At 55.7% G+C, this 19,640-nt stretch carries 20 protein-coding genes; 17 read left to right on the forward strand and 3 right to left on the reverse strand.

Annotated elements, in window-relative coordinates; genetic code table 11:
* The first annotated feature begins 51 nt into the window (after nt 1-51).
* Together HNQ59_RS15860 and HNQ59_RS15865 are read left to right on the forward strand one after the other, a co-directional pair.
* A complete protein-coding gene (locus HNQ59_RS15860) occupies nt 52-330 on the forward strand; it encodes a hypothetical protein (protein ID WP_184041376.1) in 279 nt (92 codons plus the stop codon).
* Nucleotides 330-599, forward strand: a complete 270-nt coding sequence (locus HNQ59_RS15865; protein WP_184041377.1) for a hypothetical protein — start codon at nt 330-332, stop codon at nt 597-599. Before HNQ59_RS15860 ends, HNQ59_RS15865 begins: the two co-directional genes overlap by 1 nt.
* A gap of 57 nt (nt 600-656) precedes the next feature.
* Here the strand turns inward: HNQ59_RS15865 and trmB are convergent, their stop codons facing one another.
* Nucleotides 657-1,346 carry a tRNA (guanine(46)-N(7))-methyltransferase TrmB gene (gene trmB / locus HNQ59_RS15870; RefSeq protein ID WP_184041378.1) on the reverse strand — a complete coding sequence of 230 codons (690 nt, stop codon included), beginning with the start codon at nt 1,344-1,346 and terminating at the stop codon, nt 657-659.
* A 237-nt stretch (nt 1,347-1,583) separates the two neighbouring features.
* Between trmB and HNQ59_RS15875 the strand changes: the two genes are divergently transcribed.
* Nucleotides 1,584-2,051 (forward strand): glycine zipper domain-containing protein, encoded by a 468-nt coding sequence (locus HNQ59_RS15875; RefSeq protein ID WP_246491038.1) that lies wholly within the window; start codon nt 1,584-1,586, stop codon nt 2,049-2,051.
* A 205-nt stretch (nt 2,052-2,256) separates the two neighbouring features.
* Here HNQ59_RS15875 and HNQ59_RS19870 read toward each other — a convergent pair whose 3' ends face one another.
* Entirely contained in the window at nt 2,257-4,200 is a 1,944-nt protein-coding gene (locus tag HNQ59_RS19870; RefSeq protein WP_184041379.1) for a methyl-accepting chemotaxis protein, read from the reverse strand.
* A 715-nt stretch (nt 4,201-4,915) separates the two neighbouring features.
* Here HNQ59_RS19870 and HNQ59_RS15885 point away from each other — a divergent pair.
* The 7 genes from HNQ59_RS15885 to lipA all read left to right on the forward strand — a co-directional run bounded on the left by HNQ59_RS15885 (nt 4,916) and on the right by lipA (nt 10,079).
* Nucleotides 4,916-6,061 carry a D-alanyl-D-alanine carboxypeptidase family protein gene (locus HNQ59_RS15885; RefSeq protein WP_184041380.1) on the forward strand — a complete coding sequence of 382 codons (1,146 nt, stop codon included), beginning with the start codon at nt 4,916-4,918 and terminating at the stop codon, nt 6,059-6,061.
* Nucleotides 6,062-6,338: 277 nt separating this feature from the next.
* Nucleotides 6,339-6,848 carry an RDD family protein gene (locus tag HNQ59_RS15890; RefSeq protein ID WP_184041381.1) on the forward strand — a complete coding sequence of 170 codons (510 nt, stop codon included), beginning with the start codon at nt 6,339-6,341 and terminating at the stop codon, nt 6,846-6,848.
* 25 nt (nt 6,849-6,873) lie between these two features.
* Nucleotides 6,874-7,734 carry a D-amino acid aminotransferase gene (locus HNQ59_RS15895; protein ID WP_184041382.1) on the forward strand — a complete coding sequence of 287 codons (861 nt, stop codon included), beginning with the start codon at nt 6,874-6,876 and terminating at the stop codon, nt 7,732-7,734.
* Nucleotides 7,731-8,000, forward strand: a complete 270-nt coding sequence (locus tag HNQ59_RS15900) for an HP0495 family protein (protein WP_184041383.1) — start codon at nt 7,731-7,733, stop codon at nt 7,998-8,000. The genes HNQ59_RS15895 and HNQ59_RS15900 overlap by 4 nt, the downstream gene beginning before the upstream one ends.
* Before the next feature lie 5 nt (nt 8,001-8,005).
* Nucleotides 8,006-8,488 (forward strand): GNAT family N-acetyltransferase, encoded by a 483-nt coding sequence (locus HNQ59_RS15905; RefSeq protein ID WP_184041384.1) that lies wholly within the window; start codon nt 8,006-8,008, stop codon nt 8,486-8,488.
* A complete protein-coding gene (lipB, locus tag HNQ59_RS15910) occupies nt 8,485-9,111 on the forward strand; it encodes a lipoyl(octanoyl) transferase LipB (protein WP_184041385.1) in 627 nt (208 codons plus the stop codon). The genes HNQ59_RS15905 and lipB overlap by 4 nt, the downstream gene beginning before the upstream one ends.
* Nucleotides 9,108-10,079 carry a lipoyl synthase gene (gene lipA, locus HNQ59_RS15915; RefSeq protein ID WP_184041386.1) on the forward strand — a complete coding sequence of 324 codons (972 nt, stop codon included), beginning with the start codon at nt 9,108-9,110 and terminating at the stop codon, nt 10,077-10,079. Before lipB ends, lipA begins: the two co-directional genes overlap by 4 nt.
* Nucleotides 10,080-10,420: 341 nt before the next feature.
* On the opposite strand, the gene rapA is transcribed toward lipA, so the two are convergent.
* A complete protein-coding gene (gene rapA, locus HNQ59_RS15920) occupies nt 10,421-13,276 on the reverse strand; it encodes an RNA polymerase-associated protein RapA (protein WP_246491039.1) in 2,856 nt (951 codons plus the stop codon).
* 287 nt (nt 13,277-13,563) lie between these two features.
* Here rapA and cysC point away from each other — a divergent pair, with 287 nt between their 5' ends.
* The 7 genes from cysC to HNQ59_RS15955 all read left to right on the forward strand — a co-directional run bounded on the left by cysC (nt 13,564) and on the right by HNQ59_RS15955 (nt 19,634).
* Entirely contained in the window at nt 13,564-14,163 is a 600-nt protein-coding gene (gene cysC / locus HNQ59_RS15925) for an adenylyl-sulfate kinase (protein WP_343074302.1), read from the forward strand.
* Nucleotides 14,164-14,309: 146 nt separating this feature from the next.
* On the forward strand, nt 14,310-15,083 hold the full coding sequence (locus tag HNQ59_RS15930) for an EAL domain-containing protein (RefSeq protein ID WP_184041387.1): 774 nt from the start codon (nt 14,310-14,312) through the stop codon (nt 15,081-15,083).
* Nucleotides 15,084-15,120: 37 nt separating this feature from the next.
* Complete coding sequence (locus HNQ59_RS15935) at nt 15,121-15,684, forward strand: RBBP9/YdeN family alpha/beta hydrolase (RefSeq protein WP_184041388.1); 564 nt, start codon at nt 15,121-15,123, stop codon at nt 15,682-15,684.
* Nucleotides 15,685-15,800: 116 nt separating this feature from the next.
* Complete coding sequence (locus HNQ59_RS15940; RefSeq protein ID WP_184041389.1) at nt 15,801-16,802, forward strand: sulfate ABC transporter substrate-binding protein; 1,002 nt, start codon at nt 15,801-15,803, stop codon at nt 16,800-16,802.
* Nucleotides 16,803-16,850: 48 nt separating this feature from the next.
* The gene (gene cysT, locus HNQ59_RS15945) at nt 16,851-17,684 is read left to right on the forward strand and encodes a sulfate ABC transporter permease subunit CysT (protein ID WP_184041390.1); all 834 of its coding nucleotides are present in this window, start codon (nt 16,851-16,853) and stop codon (nt 17,682-17,684) included.
* Entirely contained in the window at nt 17,684-18,556 is an 873-nt protein-coding gene (cysW, locus tag HNQ59_RS15950) for a sulfate ABC transporter permease subunit CysW (RefSeq protein ID WP_184041391.1), read from the forward strand. The genes cysT and cysW overlap by 1 nt, the downstream gene beginning before the upstream one ends.
* Nucleotides 18,557-18,572: 16 nt before the next feature.
* A complete protein-coding gene (locus HNQ59_RS15955) occupies nt 18,573-19,634 on the forward strand; it encodes a sulfate/molybdate ABC transporter ATP-binding protein (RefSeq protein WP_184041392.1) in 1,062 nt (353 codons plus the stop codon).
* The last annotated feature ends 6 nt before the right edge of the window (nt 19,635-19,640 follow it).

Consider the following 19,640-nt stretch of genomic DNA (forward strand, 5'->3'; position numbering starts at 1 on the left):
AGCGCGTACAATCGCGCGCAATTTAATAATCTGCTCAGAATTGGTAAAAACATGAAACGTGTCGAACTTGAAAAGCATCGTGGTCTGAAAATCAATGATCGATTGGCAAAATCGGTGGTACCTGATCGATTTGGCAATGGCGTGACCACCATGGTGGATCGCCGTGAGCAACGCCGTCTTGATCAAGCAGCGGGCCTGGTCCCCTTTGCCGTCAAGTTGCCTGTCGAGCTGGTCAAGCAATTGCAGACACTGGCCGCCACCAAACAGATCCCCCTTCATGAGCTGGTCGCCAACCTGTTGAATAAGCAGTTGAGCGACGAGGCTGAGTGATGGCGGGTCTTTTTGAATGTCGCTTTGCTGAGGCTCAAGGGGACGGTCGATCAGTCATCGTAAGAGGACAGGTCAAATCCGGCAGGCTGGCCGATGGGTTACAGCTACAGATCGTTCTCAATAGCGGGTTTGCCGTGCAGCTCCCGATCTCCGCGATTCAGGGAGATGACCTGTTGGTGGTGGATTGCGACGACCAGGAAGGGGTGGACATGTTCATGGATCTTGCCATCGCCGGTGAATGCTTCGAGCTGGTCAAAGAGGCAGGTTGACGAGTCTGCCTGGTCTGGCCACTTCCAGTCCAGCCCATCCGCCTGCATGGTGCGAAATCACCAGCGATATCTGTCCTGTCGGGCACCCAATGGGACAACGAATCGCCACAAGCTCTGCCCTGACACATGGTATTTACGCTCAAAAGGGGTCAGAAAGCTTTCGGGCCACCATTGCTCGATATGGCCTTGCAAACCCGTCAGCAGATTGGTGGCCTGCGACAGCTCCTCTATATATATCTTCCAGTTACTTCGGCATTCCAGCGTGCCGCCCAGGCTCAACAAGGTCGGCCACACCGGGTGGCCATGCCAGCGGCGGCCCAGGTGCTCGGCCTTGGGCCATGGGTTCTGATACAGCAGGTAATGGCGGGCCAAGGGCAGGGCCGCTTCCTCCCATAAGCGCCAGAAATCGACCAGATCCGCACGGACACAGGTGAAGTTATCTGGCAGCACCTCCCCCATTTCGGTCTTTTGGCGGGCAATCCGATCTGCCGATTGATCAACCCCGATCACCCAATGATCTGGAAATGCCCGCGCCAACTGAATGGTTGACCAACCTACTCCGCAGCCCGCATCCAATATGAGCGGGGCCTGATGATCCCACCCGGCCAGGCTGTCGCGGAAGGCCTGCCGATTGAAGTCGGTGATGGGTTTCAGGAAACGGTGCTGCGCGTGGCGTAGCACCTGATCAGTCAATTTCTCATGCGGGCCAGTCTGATTGCTGGTAACAGGGCGGGAAAGTTGTTGCATCGTCTTTGAGCTCGAAAATCCGCTCACATTTTAGGCTCTGTCGGCAGGGTTTCATAGCACTCATCCGGCCCAACCAAGGGGCACCGCCCAACTGCTTTCTGCCGATCATAGCCGCACAAGCAGTGGCCTGTCAGATGACATCGATATGATTCAGCCTGGGTTCAGTATGCAAGCGCCATACTCCGCCCAGATAGCAACGCCACGGCAAGGTTTGTGGCTGGTTTCGCCGAGGAGGACATGATGCAGTTCATCAAATTCAGCTTGATCGGGTTGGGAATGGTCATGGCGCTGGGCACGCCCAGTGCGCATGCAGACCAATTTGATGGCAGGGCGGTGCTGGGCGCCACCTTGGGCGGAGCCATAGGCGCGGCGATCGGTGACCGGGTGGATGGCCGTCAAGGTGCAATCGTTGGCGCCGCAATCGGCGGGGCCACTGGTGCGGCAATCGGCTCACAGGAGACCCGCCGCCGTGAGGTGATCCGTGAACGTGAAGTGATCTATGTCGATCGACCTGTCCACCACTATTACCCACAGCCTCGTGAGCGTGTGGTGGTCGTGCAGGAGCCTACCCGAAACGTCTGGCTGGTCGATGATCGTGGCCGCCCCTATGACGATCGCGTCTATTACAGCCAACCAGGCTGCAGGCATGGCCATGGTCATGGCAGAGGTCACTGGAAACATCATCGACATGATTGGGATGACTGATATACCCAATCATGTGGATTCCTGAAAACAGGTTTGTCCGCCTGGGTAGATTGCATCACAAGTCCGCAGTGATGTGATTTGCCGAATGGGCCCGGCGCGTTTTTGTCTCCGTCCACAGTTTGGCAGCCTTAAGCTGGTTGTGGATTTGCGCCGGTTGCTTCCTCCCATTTTGGGCCGGCTCATGCCGGCCTTTTTCTTGTGACGATCACACGATCTTGAAAAAATGCACGGTGCGCTTCAAGCGCTCTGCCAAGTCTCGCAGCGCATCAGCAGAGACAACGGTGTGCTGTACGACGGTGGTATTGTCGTCCGCCATGCTGGCAATGGTGTTGATATGTTGAGCAACCGTCGCGCTGGCGGTATGTTGCTCGTGTAAAGTATCCACCACGTTCGAGATCATTTGCGCAGACCGGGACGAAATCGCCCGAATGGCCGCAATCGCCTCTCCAGCCTTGGCTGCCTGGGCCACACCCTGGTTCACCTCCTCAACGCCATGTCCCATGCAATCGGAAACCTGTTTGGTTCCCTGCTGGATTTCACCGACCATCCGTTTGATATCGGTGGTGGCCAGGGTGGTCCGTTCGGCCAATTTACGCACTTCATCTGCAACCACTGCAAACCCCCTACCCGCTTCACCAGCGCGGGCGGCCTCAATGGCGGCATTGAGCGCCAACAGATTGGTCTGATCTGCCACTTCGCGAATGATGCTGACCATGCCATTGATCTGCTGCGCCTGCCCACTCAAGGCCATGATGGCCTGGTTGACCTGATTGACCTGACCAGCCACGGCCTGCATGGTGGTCACCGTGCTATTGATCACTTGATCTCCGGTCAGGGACGCCTCCACCACCTCTTGGCTGAGGGTGCGCACCTGGCCCGAGAACGCCGCACTTTCCGCGCTGCGCGTTGCCAGCTGCTGCGTTGCCTGTGAGACGGTGGCGGCAGATTCACGCTGGTTTTGCGATGTAGTGGCAATCTGCTGGGTTGCAGTAAGCAGCTGATCTGCAGAGTCAGATAAATGGTCGCTGGCCGACAACGTTTGGTTGACCACCTCCACCAGCCGATGTTGCATGCACTGCATGCTGGCCAAAAGACTGGTCTGGTCGTGAGGTTGCACATGGATCGGGGTGTGCAGCTTACCCGCAGTAATGTCACTGACGATGGCAACCGCATAGGCTGGCTCGCCGCCCAGCTGGCCGAGCAAAGCCCGATATAGGGTGTAGAACAGAATCAAGGTGAAGAGGCTGGCCAGCATGCCAACACCCACATTGAAATTACGTTCCCACTTCAGCCGATTGATACGCTCCTCCAGCAGCGAATCCAGCGCCTGGTGGGTCAAGGTGGCCAGCTGCAAGGTCTGCTCTTGCAGCACGACCAAGCCACTCTGTAGTTGTTTCGGGTCCGCATTGACCAGCTCGCCGAGCACGCCAGCCTGGATGGCTTCATTCTGCGCGCTCTGCTGAGCGCTGATCTTCTCCAATCGCCCGGCGAAGCGGCTGCTCAGTGCTTTGTTATAGACCAGCACCTTTCCCAGGTTGGTGCTGAGTGTGTCCAACGAATTTGCAATCAAGGGTTTAAGCTCGATCAGGCGGATGCGCACAGCGGGCGTCAGGTTTTTCGCAGCAATGGCCATACCAGCCAGTTTGACTTGCTCTGCAGATTGCGCGATCAAGGCAGGCAGCCTGCTGCACACATTGTCCATCAGGTAGTAGGAATCGATATCCGGGTCTAGGGTGAGATTGGACTGATCGCAAGCCGTCCCCATCAGTGCCACTGCCTGATTGACCGGCTCGCCCTCAGCTGCCTTGCCTGGCCAGCTGGCTTGCAAGGCATTGAACTGGGTGGTGGTCTTCAATCCACCACCCAGCTGTCGATCCAGCTGCTGAAGTTGGTTGATACCCTGCGTGGCCTCTGCCTTTGCAGAGGAATGCTCAGGCAACTGGGCGTTGGCCAGATCCAATATCAGCTTTGGCAAGGTCACAATGTAGGCGGTGCCGACCCGCTCAGTCAGCGAAAAGTCGATATTGGTTTGCGCTGCGTGATACAGCGAAACAGTGATATACGATGTCGAGAACAGAATGAATGAGCCAACCAGTGTAAAGGTTCGGGATAATGGTTGTTTGCTCAACCACGTTTGCAGAAAGCGCACATTGGTCTCCTTGCATGATCTGGCGTGCTGCCATTTCAACTTCAAGCTGTTCGATTCCAAGCAACGGCAATCAACTGTATGGCGAGCCATCGCCGCTGGACGACCTATGGAGCCGGTGAGCAATGAGTGGCCGCCAGTGCAATGCGCATCTTTCACCATCCCGCACAAAGGCATGGAAACCCACCACACTCTTCAATCCATCGCGCCTGGGCCAGGTGCACTCAATGCAGTGAACTTTCTCCTTTGGCAATTTGGTATAGCATGGTGAACCCAAGCAGATCAAACCAAGCCATGAAACTCTGCCAGCAAAGTCCAGTCATACCTGAAGGCCCAGAGCGGTGGCTTCCTTACTGAATGCGGGTTCACGTCATTGTCGCAGGGGGCTTTGCACATACATGACCACGGAAACGATTTCAAATGAACCGGCAGTGGTCAGCCAGCTGAGCGCCATGCATAGGAACTGGAATGCAGTGCGGCCCCCGCACCCAGTCCGGCTACACGGCCATGCAGCAAGCACTTCATTGATTGGATCGGCATTTCGAATGATTGGGATGGTTTGGTTGCCCATTGGCAAGGCCTGGTTTGACGGCTTCCCGTCAGGTCAACACAATGTTGGCTTGATGGTTTTACGTGGAATGAAGCGTGCAACAGGTTATCGGTTGCTTCCGCTATAATTCTTTTTTTCTGCTTCGGCACTTACATTCAAACGTTGTCCATGAACGCATTCCAGAAAGTAGTCCTGGCATTTGCCTGCCTGGCGGGCGCTGCCAATATTGCCAGTGCGAATACCTTGTTGATTCCGCCGGTTCCCGAAATCGCCGCCAAAGCCTACCTGCTGACTGATTATTATAGTGGGCAGACCTTGGCATCCCTAGATGAGACCAAGCGGATCGAGCCTGCGAGCCTGACCAAGCTGATGACCGCCTATCTGACCTTCAAAGCGATCAAGCAAGGCTCGCTCAAGCTCGATCAAGTCGTGCCGGTTTCCAATGCGGCATACAAGAAAGAGGGGTCGGTGATGTTCATCGACCCGAAAATCCCCGTGACCGTGAATGAATTGATCCACGGCATGATCATCCAATCCGGGAATGATGCCTGCATTGCGCTTTCTGAAGCCATTGCTGGCAGTGAGGACGTATTTGCGCAGCTGATGAACAAAGAAGCGCAACGGCTTGGCATGGCCAATACCCATTTCATGAATTCGACCGGCCTGCCCCATCCAGAGCATTACACCACGGCACGTGATCTGGGTATCCTGGCCCGAGCCATCATTCATGACTTCCCAGAGTTCTATCCGATCTATTCCCAGAAGGAATACACCTACAACAAGATCAAGCAGCCGAACCGCAATCTGTTGTTGTGGCGTGATCCAAACGTCGATGGCATGAAGACAGGGCACACCGACAGCGCGGGCTTTTGCCTGATTGCGTCCGCCAAACGGGATGGTCGTCGGGTGATTTCGGTGGTGCTGGGTGCGGCCAACGAAAATGTCCGGGCCACCGAGTCAGCCAAACTGTTGAATTGGGGGCTGCAATTCTACGAAACACCCAAGCTGTATGCCGCCAATCAGCCTCTACAACAGATTCAAGTGTGGAAGGGTGAAACAGAAAAGGTCGGCGTGGGCTTCCGAGGTGACCTGTATATGTCACTGCCCAAGGGCGCGGCAAGCCGTATCAAAGCGACCATCACCACCCAGCAACCGCTGGTTGCGCCGTTATCAGCTGGGCAACGTGTCGGCAAGATCTCGCTGACACTCGATGGCAAAACCATCGGGGAATATCCTGTTGTGGCATTGAGCAACGTACCACAAGCAGGATTTGTCGGTCGGACTTGGGACAGCCTTCGGCTGATGTTCAAGTAACCCAATCTGCCACACTGCCCCGTGCGACGCAGGCACGGGGCATTTGTTTTTCATGGGCAGATGCGACAGGACATTCCTTCGGTGATGCTGGTACGGCGGCATTTGCCGTGACGCTGGTTGGCATGATGGTCGGTAGTGGTCAGAACCCGCAAGGGGGCTGCTTTCGCAGTGTTCCATGCCAACAGCTGAATGTATTTGTCTGCACAGCATATAAGTAAATACCAATTTTTACCGCTAAAATAGCGGTCTATATCCTACTCCTGCAAAGGTATCCACCATGCCTGCTCCAGAGCCGTTCAATCCCTATGCCGCGCCCACGGCGCAAGTCCAGCACGGTACGCCTGCGGTGGAACAGCAGCTCGCCTCACTCAGCAAACGATTCGCTGGCGCACTGATTGACGGTGTGATCATGATGATCGTGGTCTGGGGTGCCATATTTGCCATGGTTGGCGTGACACCCGCTGATGCCGAGAGCCTGCCTTTTGCCACCATGCTGATGTTCGGCGCACTGGGCTTTGTGGTCTACATCGGCATCAACGGTTATTTTTTGCATCGCGACGGGCAAAGCCTAGGTAAAAAATTCGTCGGAACCCGCATCGTGCGCACCAATGGCGAGCGGATTCCGTTATCGCGCATCATTCTGCTGCGCATATTGCCGATCCAGTTATTAGGGTTGATCCCGTTTGCGGGTAGCCTGGTCAGCTTGGTCGATTCGGTATTCATTTTCAGCAAATCACGTCAGACACTGCATGACCGCATTGCCGACACCAAGGTCATCACGATCTGACAACCGCTCACAAGGGCAACCCCCTATGATTTATCTCAATGGGCAATGGCAGTCTGTCGAGACTGCACAAATCGCAGTGTTGGATCGCGGTTTTTTGTTTGGGGATGGTATCTACGAGGTCATTCCAGTCTATTCGCGCCACCCTTTCCGTCTGGATGAGCACCTGGGCCGCCTGGAAGCAAGCTTGGCCTCTGTGAGGCTGACCAACCCGCACCCGCGTGAGACATGGCGGGAATTGGTGCTGGAGGCCATCTCCCGACATTCGTTCGATGACCAGTCCGTGTATTTACAAGTGACGCGCGGTGCAGGGCCCAATCGGGACTTCCCATTCCCCACCAGTGCTCAGCCCAGCGTCTTCATCTATCCCATGCCACTGACGACGCCAAGCGCCGAGACCAAGGCAAAAGGCGTCAGCGCCATCACCAAAGCAGATATCCGCTGGCTGCGCTGCGATATCAAAGCCATTGCCTTACTGGCCAATGTCTTGTTGCGTAACGAAGCCCTTGCTGCGGGCTGTGCGGAATCCGTATTGCTGCGGGATGGCATGCTGACTGAGGGCGCTGCCAGCAATATTTTCGTCGTCAAGGATGGCTTGCTTCTGGCACCGCCCAAGTCACATCTGATGCTATCTGGCATCACCTATGACCTGGTGTTGGAGCTGGCCAAGCAACATGGCGTACCACATGAGATCCGCCCTGTCAGCGAGGCAGAAATCCGCACTGCGGACGAATTATGGATGACCTCATCCACCAAGGAAGTATTGGCCATCACCACATTGGATGGTTTCCCGGTCGGCACTGGTCGGCCAGGGCCGATGAATGCGCAAATGGATGCGTATTATCAGACCTACAAAGACTCTGTTTTAAGGCAAGGAGGCGACACATGAGTCAGCAACAGGAAACCCTGATTGAGTTTCCCTGTCGGTTTCCAATCAAGGTCATGGGTGTGCGCACCGAAGATTTTGCTCAGATCATCCACGATATCACTTTGCAGCATGCCCCTGATTTCACCGCATCAGATCTTGAGATGAGGGTTAGCAAGAATGGCAACTATCTGTCTGTGACCGTTACCATTAACGCCGTATCAAAACAGCAGCTCGATACCCTTTATCTGGCCTTTACCGGCCACCCGGCTGTCAAGGTGGTGTTCTGAGTACTTTGCCGTTCATCAGGCCAGCCACCCCCGCTGACGCAACAACGTTCAGCGAAGTGGCACAGGCTGCGAAAGCACATTGGGGCTACCCACAGCAATGGCTGCATGTCTGGCGCCCCCAGCTGACCATCAGCGCCGCGCAGATCACGCAAGACTGCTACCACGCGTTGCAACTGGGTGATCAGGTCATCGGCTTGGTTGGCATCTGTTTTGCCCATGGACAAGCCAACTTGGTCGATTGCTGGATTCTGCCGGCCTATATGGGCAAAGGTTGGGGACGGTTGCTGATTCGCGCGGCAGCTCAAAGCGTGCAAGCGCGTGGGCTGACGCACGTTCTGATTGAATCAGACCCCTATGCACGTGGCTTTTATGAGCATCTGGGTGCAACACTGCTGGGTTGGGTGGATCGCCCCGTATTGGGCGTGGATCGTAAATTACCTTTGTTGAGCCTTGATCTCAGCAAATTTGAAAAAGAGTCGAATCAATGACCTGGCTAGTCAAGCACCTGGGGTTGGCTCCATATGAGCCGACAGTGGCCGCCATGGAAACCCTGACCCTGAGCCGTCAACCCGATACGGAAGACGAGCTATGGCTGTTACAGCATCCGCCAACCTACACACTGGGCTTGGCGGGCAAACCTGAACACTTGCTTCAAACCACAGACATTCCCGTGATCCGCACCGAACGAGGCGGGCAAATCACCTATCACGGGCCAGGCCAGCTGGTCGGTTATCTACTGTTGGATGTCCGCAGGCTGGGCTATGGCGTACGCGAGCTGGTAAGGCGGATGGAGCAATCGATCATCGACCTGCTCGCCGACCAAGGTATCAGCGCCTATGGCCGCGAAGATGCGCCGGGCGTCTATGTGGCGGGGGCAAAAATTGCCTCTTTGGGATTACGGATCAAAAACGGTTGTTGCTACCACGGCCTGGCGCTGAATGTAGACATGGATCTGACTCCCTTCAACTGGATTAATCCATGCGGCTATGCCAACATGCCGATCTCCCAATTGAAAGACTTGGGGATTTCACTCCCCATTGATGAGGTGGCCCAACAGTTGGCGCGCCATCTCGAACGTAATATCGTGCTGAACGCACAGGAACCGCGATGACCGACCAGACTGAAAAAGTAAAACTGAAGGGCGCCGACAAAACAGCGCGCATCCCCATCAAAATCGTCCCACTTGAGCAGCGACTGCCCAAGCCGGACTGGATTCGCGTCCGGTCACCATCCAGCACGCGCTTTCATGAAATCAAACAGATCCTGCGTGATCAAAAACTCCACACGGTGTGTGAAGAGGCCAGCTGCCCGAACATCGGTGAATGCTTCGGCAAGGGCACCGCAACATTCATGATCATGGGCGACATCTGTACCCGGCGTTGCCCATTCTGTGACGTGGGCCACGGTCGCCCACAGCCATTGGACCAAGACGAACCGCTGCACTTGGCCCAGACCATTGCCGCGCTGAAGCTCAATTACGTCGTGATCACCTCAGTTGATCGTGACGACCTACGTGATGGTGGCGCACAACACTTTGTCGATTGCATCAGCAAAACACGAGAACTCAGCCCGAAGACAACCATCGAAGTGCTTGTGCCCGACTTCCGTGGGCGTCTTGACACTGCCCTCGACATTTTCGGCAACGGCCTGCCAGACGTCATGAACCACAACCTGGAAACCGTGCCGCGCCTATATAAAGCAGCCCGCCCCGGCTCAGACTACGCGCACTCGCTGAAACTGTTGCAGGAATTCAAGGCCCGCTACCCTGGTATCCCAACCAAATCCGGCATCATGGTTGGTTTAGGAGAAGAGGACGACGAAATTCTGCAGGTGATGCGGGACATGCGTGCGCACGACATCGATATGCTCACCTTGGGACAGTATCTGCAACCATCAAACGGTCACCTGCCGGTTTTACGGTATATGCACCCTGATCGGTTCAAATGGTTCGAAGAGCAAGCCTATGCCATGGGCTTCAAACATGCGGCAGTCGGTGCGATGGTCCGCAGTAGCTACCATGCTGACCAGCAGGCACATCAAGCTGGCGTGGGTGACACTTCCAACGCTAAAGGCGACTGAACAACGTCAATTTGTACACCCTACACCGCCAAACGGGGTGGAGCGGTGAATGCAAAGGGCAATTCCAGGATCAAGGAATTGCCCGGCGATGGTCGCACTTGAAGAGCAGGCAAATCTGACGGCAAAGCCTGCAATCCTTTGATATATATGGATTTTTTCCATTCAGGCGTTTGCCGCGAAATGTATGCCTGCTGACCGACAAACAGGTCGTTCGGCACGCCATCATGCCCTGATTGGGTGATTTGTCAGCCTGTGCAGATGCTGGAAATGATGGATTGTGCGCCCTACCCTCTGGGGCGACCTGCTTACGCAGGCCGCCAGCTTGGGTCTGAGGCCATCCATCAGGCTGCGATGATGACGCGGATGGCTTCCAGCCGCAATTGTGCGTTATCAATGGCGGTCTGTAGCTGTTGCTTCTCTTGTTGTAGATAATCGATTTCGATCTGAGGTACGCTTGGGTTGACTGCTCTGAGCGCTTTCATCCGGGCGATTTCACCCTCCTGGGCATGATTCAGCAAGGCTGTGGCCTGCTTGATCAGCTTTGGCAGCTCTGCTTCTGCTTTGCGTTCGCCCATTTCCAGAATCTGACGGATCTGTGCTTGTTGCAGGCGCAGGATTTCGTTGATCACCTTACGTTCAACGCCAACACGTTCGCAGCCACGCAGTCGGATATCCAGCTCCATCTCACGCCCTGTCGAGTCGGTGACATGGCGCAGCAGCATTGGCGGCAGGAAACGGCCTGCCCGCAGGTGCTTGGGTGCGGCACATTGCACGGTATGCAGGGTTTCGACCAAGACCGTACCGGCTTTGATCTTGGGCGACTGGATCACGCTGACGACGGCATTGCCGTGCTGGCTCTCCCGCATCCAATCCAGTGCGGCCCTGACCATGGGGTGTTCCCAGGTCAAGAATTGGACATCTTCGCGTGACAACGCGGTGTCCCGATCAAAGGTCACCAGTGTGCCTTCGTCTTCCAGTGTCGGCAGGTGGGGGATCAACATGTTTTCGCCGGGTTCCAGCTTCAATACATGTCGTGAGTGTTCTTCCACATCCACCCCGATCGCGCCGAAGAAGGTCTCCATGAACGCATCGAGATGGCTCATGTCTTCCTCTTCCTGAATCCGCTCACACAGTTGATCGGCATCGGGCTGGCGGCAGGAATTCAGCTCCAGCAGGCGATCACGCCCTTGTTCCAGCTCTGAGGTTAGGTGCTGATTCAGCTTCTGGCTTTGCTCGATCAATTTGTCGATGGCATCCGTGCGAGTAGGTTCGAACAGAGCTGCCAGCAGCTTCTCCTCTACCACTTCGTATAGGGTATGGCCAGCCGGGCAGGTGGTGCGCAGCGCGTCGATCCCTTCGTGCATCCACCGTAGCAGTGCGTGCTGTGCTGTGTGCTCAAAATAGGGGACGTGCAGATTGATGGTTTCGGTCTGACCGATCCGATCCAGACGGCCAATCCGTTGCTCCAACAGATCGGGCGATAGGGGGATGTCGAACAGCACCAGATGATGTGCGAATTGGAAATTACGGCCCTCAGAGCCGATTTCCGAGCAGATCAAGGCCTGTGCACCCTCAACCGGGTCGGCAAAATAGGCCGACGCACGGTCACGATTGGTCAGGCTCATGCCTTCATGGAAGACCGAGGTACGCAAGCCTTCCAGTCGCAGCTTTTCTTCCAGGTCAATTGCCGTCAGTGCGCGATGACAGATGATCAACACCTTCTGCCCACGTAATGTGTCCTTGAGTAGCTTGACCAGCCAATTCACTCGGGGGTCGAATTTCAGCCAATCCTCATCAGCCAGCATTTCCGGGTAGAGCAACGGGTTGATTTCTTCCAGCTCGACAAAACCCAGCTCGTATTTGATCGGCAGCGTCATCGGGTAGGTATGCACTGCACGGCCCGGAAAGCCAGTCACGGTGGCACGGGTGTTGCGGAACAGCAACCGACCCGTACCATGACGGTCGATGAGGTTGCGCAATACGGTGTCCCGGGCCTGGGCGCGCTCTTCATCAGGCAACATCGGGTCAGCCAATTTATCGATCAGCGGCAGCTGGTCTTCATCGACAAAGTCAGCCAACTGACTGTGCCACTCTGCGGGCAACAGCTCATGATCGAGGATGGCTTGAGCGGCCTCGGCCAGTGGTACAAAATTGGCTTCTTCCTCCAGAAAGGCGGAGAAGTCATAAAAACGGTCTGGGTCCAGCAGCCGCAAACGGGCAAAGTGGCTGGCTTGCCCCAGCTGCTCCGGCGTGGCGGTCAGCAACAATACCGATGGTGTTTCATGGGCCAGTTTCTCGATGGCTGCATATTCTTTGCTGACATGATGCTCTTCCCATATCAGGTGATGCGCCTCATCGACGATCAACATATCCCAGCCCGCTGCCAAGGCTTGCTCCAGACGCTTGGGCTTTTTCGCCAGCAGGTTGATGGAAACCAGCACCAGGTTTTCCGCCGCAAAGGGGTTGTCATCGGTTTCGTCGAACTCGATGCAACGCTCTTCATCAAACAACGATACATGCAGGTTGAAACGGCGTAGCATTTCCACCAGCCATTGGTGCTGCAGGGCTTCTGGCACGGCAATCAGCACGCGGCTTACCCGCTCGGTCAGCAATTGTTGCGAGAGGATCAGCCCTGCTTCAATGGTCTTGCCCAGGCCGACTTCGTCCGCCAGCAGCACACGCGGCGCGGCACGATTGGCCACTTCACGGGCGATATACAGTTGGTGAGGGATCAGGCTGGTGCGTGGGCCACGCAGCCCCGTCAACGGTGATTGCTCCAGCTCGTGCAGGTGCTTCAGTGTTTCATAGCGTAGGTGAAACCACTTCTCGCGATCCAGCTGTCCGTTGAACAATCGCTGCTGCGGCTGGCTGAATTGCAGATAATGATCCAGATCACCTTCGGGCAGCTCCACTGGCTTACCGGCCCGGGTGCCGACATAGGTCAGCAACCCCGCCACCTCAGAGACATCCTGGATGCTGATCTTCCAGCCAAAGCGGGTGCTGACGGTGTCGCCCGCATTGAAACGGACGCGGGTCAGCGGGGCATTGTTACGGGCATAGACGCGCGTTTCGTCTGAGGCAGGAAAGCCGATTCTGACCAGACGGAAATCACATTCAATGACAACACCGAGACCCAGCTCGGTTTCGGTGTCGCTGATCCAGCGTTGACCGGGGACGAAGGTTTGCATGTTGGGCATGAGGAAAAGAATCTTGCGATGGTACTCAATCTGAGCGCTCTATTCATCAAAATGGGCCCACATGGCCAAAAATCAAGTCTGTTCAGCTGCTTGCATGATCAGACGATACCAAGTGGAAAGCCAGATTGATGACTGGAACACGATGGGAAAAATAGTGGCGTATTTTACACGGCATTGTTTGGGCAGGGTAACAATACATTGTGCAGGAGGACGTTAGTCGATAGCCACTTGCCAATCAGCGCCGGTACGATGTGCCAGGTGTCGGACCAGCCACCAAGGGGAAATGAGTGGAGAATCATCAAACACAGGAAAACAATCATCCATTGAATGATCCATGGCTGAGTCAGGCACGCCCGGATGCGCAGGGGCGGGTATTGTGGCTGACGGGGCTGTCCGGCGCGGGTAAAACATCGGTGGCAAATGCGTTGACACGCACCCTGGCGGAACGACGGATTTCCTCCACCGTGCTGGATGGGGACCTGATCCGCGCCCGGCTGAATCGTGACCTGGGGTTTTCTGCGGCAGATCGCACGGAAAACATCCGGCGGATTGCCGAGGTGGCGCGCTTGATGGCGAACGCCGGATTGGTGGTGGTGGTTGCGACGATCTCACCCTTCGCACGCGATCGGCAGTTGGCCAAAGCATTGATCCATCCCTGCCGATTTCACGAGATCTACATCAATACGCCGCTCAGCGTCTGCGAGCAACGCGATGTCAAAGGCCTCTATGCCCGGGCACGTGGGGGAGAGATTGCACATTTCACCGGTATTGACAGCCCTTATGAACCGCCAGCGGCACCTGATCTCACAGTGGATTGTGGTGATTTACCAATCATGCAAGCCGTGCAGGTACTCATCGACTTCCTGCTGCTTCCTGATGTGGGCTGATCAAGTCAGTGACTGGTGGGCAGGCTGCATATTAATTTTTGGAATATAAAAATCATTATAAATAATTTTTAGTTATTTTCAGTGACTGGTAATGTATTTCCTCCCATATCATGATGATGCTTGGCCGCATCTGCTGAGGTAAATACATGCCCCCTGAACAGATCATCCGCCACCTCGAACAGCTCTATACCCAGCACTTCCTGCAATTCCCACCCTTCCGGTTGGAAGAAGGGCGAGTGGTAGGACGGTTTTTCAAATACCGGCTGACGAGTGTGTTTTATCCTGTGGTGTCCTTGATTGACCATGAAATTGTTGGCTGGCGGGCCATATTGCAATCCACACTGCCAGATGGGCAATGGGTCGATCCATCCAGACTGTTTGCACTGGCATTTGATAACAGCGGCTTGGTCAATCTGGATCGACTGGTGCGAACCCTGCATGTGGCCAATGCCTTACTACAACGCCTGGACGGCGCATTGTTTCTGGATGTACATCCTCGCTTGCTGGGCATTGTCAAAGATGATCATGGGCGTTTTTTTGAGCAGGTGTTGCAACAATTCGAAGTATCTGCCTCCCATATCGTGATCCATCTACCAAGCGGCACACAAAGCGATGCCACCTTGCTCGCCAAGTCCATTGCAAATTATCGGCAGCGGGGCTATCAGGTTGCGGCCAGTTCAGATCTACCGGCCTTGAGCAGGCTGGCATATTTTGCACCAGCCAACCGCCCCGAGCTGGTAACACTGACATTTGCGGGCACGGTTCCCCATGAGCTGGGTGCTTGGCGCAAGCAGGCCTCTTTATCAGGCATGGCCACTTTGGTGTGGCATGTGGACAGCCACCAGCAATTGGCCGCCGCTCATGAAGCCCGGGTGGATTTCGCAACCGGACAAGCCGTGAAGGCGGTTGCAACATATTGATACTTCAAGCATGTAATTCAGCGAAAGAGGATGGAAGATGGTAGCGGCAACCATTTTGATCGTACCGGGGCTATATGATTCAGGGCCGTTGCACTGGCAAACCCGCTGGGAGCAACGCCTGCCGCAGGTTGCAAGAGTGCGGCAACAGAGCTGGTCTGTACCGATCCAGGCGGATTGGGTTGCCACGCTGGCGGCCCAGCTGGCTGCCATTGATGGGCCGGTTGTGTTGGCGGCACATAGCCTGGGCTGTATCACTGCGGTGCATCTGGCCGCCGCACAGGGTGCAGGCCAAATCGTGGGTGCGCTGCTGGTCGCGCCAGCCGATGTCGAGCGTGACAATGCACCGCCGGTGATCCGGAATTTTGCGCCCATTCCCCGGGTGCCCCTGCCATTCACATCACTTGTGGTGGCGAGTGATGATGACCCATATTGCACCTTATCTCGCAGCCAAGCCTTTGCAAGTGACTGGGGGGCAAAGCTGATCACTTTACCGGGGGCGGGTCACATCAATGGCGACTCAGGCCTGGGGGAATGGGAAGATGGCTTGGTGCTATTGAATGAGCTGGTGCATGAGGCACAGGCAAGGATAGCAGCAGGATGAGCGGCCCACTTTCATATTCATATTTGATATAAACAATGCGTAAACCATTATTTATTGAATATAAGGCGCTTTGTTAGACTCTGCCTTCATTGATGAAACAGACTGGGAGATTGAAGATGTTGCGCTTGGCGTCACGACTGTTGTGTACATTGTCTTTGGGGGTGGCGGCCATGGCCAACGCGGGCGAGCCCCTGCTGAATGTTTCTTATGATGTGATGCGCGACTTCTACAAAGATCTGAACCCTGCCTTTCTGAAAAGCCATAAGGCCAAGCAAGGCGAAGAGCTGCAGATCCAGATGTCGCATGGCGGCTCGACCAAGCAGGCGCGAGCGGTGATCGATGGGCTGGCTGCCGACGTCATCACCATGAACATGGCGACCGATATCGACATCCTCGCGGAAAAGGGCAAACTGCTGCCAGACAATTGGGCCAGCCGTCTGCCCAATAATAGCGTGCCTTTCACCTCGGCCTCTGTATTCATTGTCCGCAAAGGCAATCCGAAGCAGATCAAGGATTGGAGTGATCTGGCCAAGGCAGGAACCCAAGTGGTGATCCCCAATCCGAAGCTATCCGGCAATGGCCGCTACACCTATCTGTCGGCCTGGGGCTATGCGCTGAAGCAGCCAGGTGGCACCGAGCAAAAGGCACGTGATTTTGTCGGCGGGCTGTTCAAGAACGTACCGGTGTTGGATTCGGGTGGTCGGGCGGCCACCACTACATTCATGCAGCGGCAGATTGGTGATGTACTGGTCACTTTTGAAAACGAAGCCGAGATGATTGCCCGTGAATTTGGCCGGGGGAATTTCGAAGTAGTCTATCCAACGGTTTCCATCCTGGTCGAACCACCTGTCGCGGTGGTGGACAAAGTGGTCGAGAAGAAAGGCACGCGCAAGGCAGCAGAGGCATATCTGACCTATCTGTGGAGCCCGGAGGCGCAGGAAATCGCCGCCCAGAACTACCTGCGCCCACGCAACCCTGATGTACTCAAGAAGTATGCAGCACAGTTCCCCAAGATCAGCCTCTTTACCGTAGACGATACATTCGGCGGCTGGAAGAAGGCACAGAAGCAACACTTTGACGATGGTGGTGTGTTCGACCAGATCTATCTGAAAAAGTAACCAAGTGGGGCGGTGTAGCGCCCTACTCCATTTCTGTCTGGAACCACCATGCAATTCAAGCAACATAGTGTGCTGCCAGGGTTTGGCATCGGGCTGGGCTACGCCATCTTCTGGCTATGTCTGATCGTGCTGATTCCGTTGTCAGCATTGATCCTCAAAACCGCCACCCTGACCTGGCCGCAATTCTGGGAGACGGTCACCGCACCTCGTGTACTGGCAGCCTACCGATTGACTTTCGGCGCATCGCTGATCGGGGCTGCCATCAATCTGACATTCGGCTTGCTGGTGGCATGGGTCTTGGTCAGGTATCGCTTCCCAGGCAAAAGACTGGTGGATGCTCTGGTCGATCTGCCCTTTGCCCTACCCACAGCTGTTGCAGGGATTGCGCTGACCACGATCTATGCACCGAACGGCTGGGTGGGGCAATATCTGGAGCCCCTGGGTCTTAAGGTGGCATTCACTCCCCTCGGCATCGTGGTTGCGCTGACCTTCATCGGCCTGCCATTTGTGGTCAGAACCGTGCAACCTGTATTGCAGGATCTGGAGACAGAGCTGGAAGAAGCCGCCAGCAGCCTCGGTGCCAGCCGCTGGCAGGTATTTCGCCGCGTCATCATGCCGACCATCTGGCCAGCACTGTTGACGGGTTTCACCCTGGCATTTGCCCGGGCCATCGGTGAATACGGTTCGGTGATCTTTATTGCAGGCAATATTCCCATGGTGTCTGAAATCACGCCGCTGATCATCATCTCCAAGCTTGAGCAATATGACTACACCGGCGCAACTGCCGTGGCAGTGGTGATGCTGGTGCTCAGTTTTGCGTTATTGCTGTTGATCAATCTCATGCAATGGTGGAGCACCCGCCGCACCGGAGGACGCCGCTGATGCAGACGAATACCGCACATCGTTCCGTGGTGACCACCGAAGCCCGCTGGGTGCAGTGGCTGCTGATCGGGCTGGCCATGGTGTTCCTGGCCATCTTTCTGGTGATGCCGCTGGCAGCCGTGTTTGTCGAAGCCCTGCGTAAAGGCTGGGGTGCCTATATCGCCGCGTTACAAGACCCAGATGCCTTATCCGCAGTGAAGCTGACCTTGGTGACCGCCTTGATCGCAGTACCGCTGAATCTGGTGTTCGGCATTGCAGCGGCCTGGGCCATCGCCAAGTTTGAATTCAAAGGCAAAAGCCTGCTGACCACCCTGATCGACCTGCCCTTTTCAGTCTCACCGGTGGTGGCAGGCCTGATCTATGTGCTGCTGTTCGGCGCGCAAGGCTGGTTGGGCCCTTGGTTGCAGCAGCACGATCTGAAGATCATTTTCGCCGTGCCTGGCATCGTGTTGGCAACCGTGTTCGTCACCTTCCCTTTCGTCGCGCGTGAGCTGATTCCGCTGATGCAGGCACAGGGCTCAGAGGAGGAACAAGCCGCAATGGTCTTGGGTGCTTCGGGTTTCCAGACCTTTTGGCGGGTTACGTTGCCGAACATCAAATGGGGCCTGTTGTACGGTGTGATCTTGTGCAATGCACGAGCCATGGGCGAGTTCGGTGCGGTCAGCGTGGTGTCTGGCCACATTCGCGGCCTGACCAATACCGTCCCCTTGCATGTCGAGATTCTTTATAACGAATACAACTTTGTAGCGGCATTTGCCTGTGCCTCGATCCTGGCGTTGTTGGCGCTGGTGACCCTGGGCCTGAAAACCTGGGTGGAGTGGAAAGCAGAGCGGGATGTGGCTGAAGCCAAGCGTATGGCTTACGACGAGTAATGGATTGAGGCATACCATGAGCATTGAAATCAAAGGCATCAACAAACAATTCGGCACTTTCACCGCACTCAACCATATCAATCTGGACATCCAGACCGGTGAATTACTGGCGTTACTCGGGCCATCTGGCTGTGGCAAGACCACCCTGTTACGCATCATTGCGGGCCTGGAGACACCCGACAGTGGCCAGATCCTCTTTCATGGCGAGGACACGACCGACACCCATGTCAGAGAGCGGCAGGTAGGGTTTGTCTTCCAGCACTATGCACTGTTTCGACACATGACTGTGTTCGAGAACGTTGCATTCGGCCTGCGGGTGCGGCCACGCAAAACCCGTCCCAGCGAAGCCGAAATCAAGCGCAAGGTGCACGAGCTGCTGGGCCTGGTACAGCTGGATTGGCTGGCGGATCGCTACCCAGCCCAGTTGTCAGGTGGACAGCGCCAACGCATCGCCCTCGCTCGTGCATTGGCGGTCGAGCCCAAAGTGCTGTTGCTGGATGAGCCTTTCGGGGCGCTGGACACCAAAGTACGTAAAGAACTACGCCGCTGGTTGCGCCGCTTGCACGACGAAATGCACATCACCTCCGTGTTCGTCACCCACGACCAGGAAGAGGCACTGGAGGTCGCTGACCGTGTAGTGGTGATGAATAAAGGCAAGATCGAACAGATCGGCAGCCCAGACACCGTGTATGACCAGCCGGCCAGCCAGTTTGTCTATCAATTCCTCGGCAATGTGAACCTATTCCATAGCCGTGTACAAGCCGGGTTTGCCGAGATTGGCGAAGCACGCTGGCCCGCACCGGACACCCATGATGGTCAGGCGGTGGCTTTTGTCAGGCCGCATGACATCGATATCGATCGAACACAGGTTGGCAATGCTTTGCCAGTGGTGATCAACCATATACGGGCCATTGGGCCGATGGTGCGGCTGGAGATGACCTTGCAGGACACCCAGGAGATCGTCGAAGCCGAAATGCCCAGAGACGCCTACGCAGGGCGCCAATTCAAGGAAGGCGAACGGGTGTTCATCCGCCCTCGCCAGGCCAAGGTGTTCGCAAAGGAGGACTACGCAATTTAAGCCACG

Origin of the sequence: Chitinivorax tropicus (assembly GCF_014202905.1) — a bacterium.
Taxonomy (GTDB): Bacteria; Pseudomonadota; Gammaproteobacteria; order Burkholderiales; family SCOH01; genus Chitinivorax; species Chitinivorax tropicus.

What these genes read in the sequence shown, in the direction of transcription:
- HNQ59_RS15860 (WP_184041376.1), top strand. Translation starts at nt 52, where the DNA reads ATGAAACGTGTCGAACTTGAAAAGCATCGTGGTCTGAAAATCAATGAT.
- HNQ59_RS15865 (WP_184041377.1), top strand. Translation starts at nt 330, where the DNA reads ATGGCGGGTCTTTTTGAATGTCGCTTTGCTGAGGCTCAAGGGGACGGT.
- trmB (WP_184041378.1), bottom strand. Translation starts at nt 1,346, where the DNA reads ATGCAACAACTTTCCCGCCCTGTTACCAGCAATCAGACTGGCCCGCAT.
- HNQ59_RS15875 (WP_246491038.1), top strand. Translation starts at nt 1,584, where the DNA reads ATGATGCAGTTCATCAAATTCAGCTTGATCGGGTTGGGAATGGTCATG.
- HNQ59_RS15885 (WP_184041380.1), top strand. Translation starts at nt 4,916, where the DNA reads ATGAACGCATTCCAGAAAGTAGTCCTGGCATTTGCCTGCCTGGCGGGC.
- HNQ59_RS15890 (WP_184041381.1), top strand. Translation starts at nt 6,339, where the DNA reads ATGCCTGCTCCAGAGCCGTTCAATCCCTATGCCGCGCCCACGGCGCAA.
- HNQ59_RS15895 (WP_184041382.1), top strand. Translation starts at nt 6,874, where the DNA reads ATGATTTATCTCAATGGGCAATGGCAGTCTGTCGAGACTGCACAAATC.
- HNQ59_RS15900 (WP_184041383.1), top strand. Translation starts at nt 7,731, where the DNA reads ATGAGTCAGCAACAGGAAACCCTGATTGAGTTTCCCTGTCGGTTTCCA.
- lipB (WP_184041385.1), top strand. Translation starts at nt 8,485, where the DNA reads ATGACCTGGCTAGTCAAGCACCTGGGGTTGGCTCCATATGAGCCGACA.
- lipA (WP_184041386.1), top strand. Translation starts at nt 9,108, where the DNA reads ATGACCGACCAGACTGAAAAAGTAAAACTGAAGGGCGCCGACAAAACA.
- rapA (WP_246491039.1), bottom strand. Translation starts at nt 13,276, where the DNA reads ATGCCCAACATGCAAACCTTCGTCCCCGGTCAACGCTGGATCAGCGAC.
- HNQ59_RS15930 (WP_184041387.1), top strand. Translation starts at nt 14,310, where the DNA reads ATGCCCCCTGAACAGATCATCCGCCACCTCGAACAGCTCTATACCCAG.
- HNQ59_RS15935 (WP_184041388.1), top strand. Translation starts at nt 15,121, where the DNA reads ATGGTAGCGGCAACCATTTTGATCGTACCGGGGCTATATGATTCAGGG.
- HNQ59_RS15940 (WP_184041389.1), top strand. Translation starts at nt 15,801, where the DNA reads ATGTTGCGCTTGGCGTCACGACTGTTGTGTACATTGTCTTTGGGGGTG.
- cysT (WP_184041390.1), top strand. Translation starts at nt 16,851, where the DNA reads ATGCAATTCAAGCAACATAGTGTGCTGCCAGGGTTTGGCATCGGGCTG.
- cysW (WP_184041391.1), top strand. Translation starts at nt 17,684, where the DNA reads ATGCAGACGAATACCGCACATCGTTCCGTGGTGACCACCGAAGCCCGC.
- HNQ59_RS15955 (WP_184041392.1), top strand. Translation starts at nt 18,573, where the DNA reads ATGAGCATTGAAATCAAAGGCATCAACAAACAATTCGGCACTTTCACC.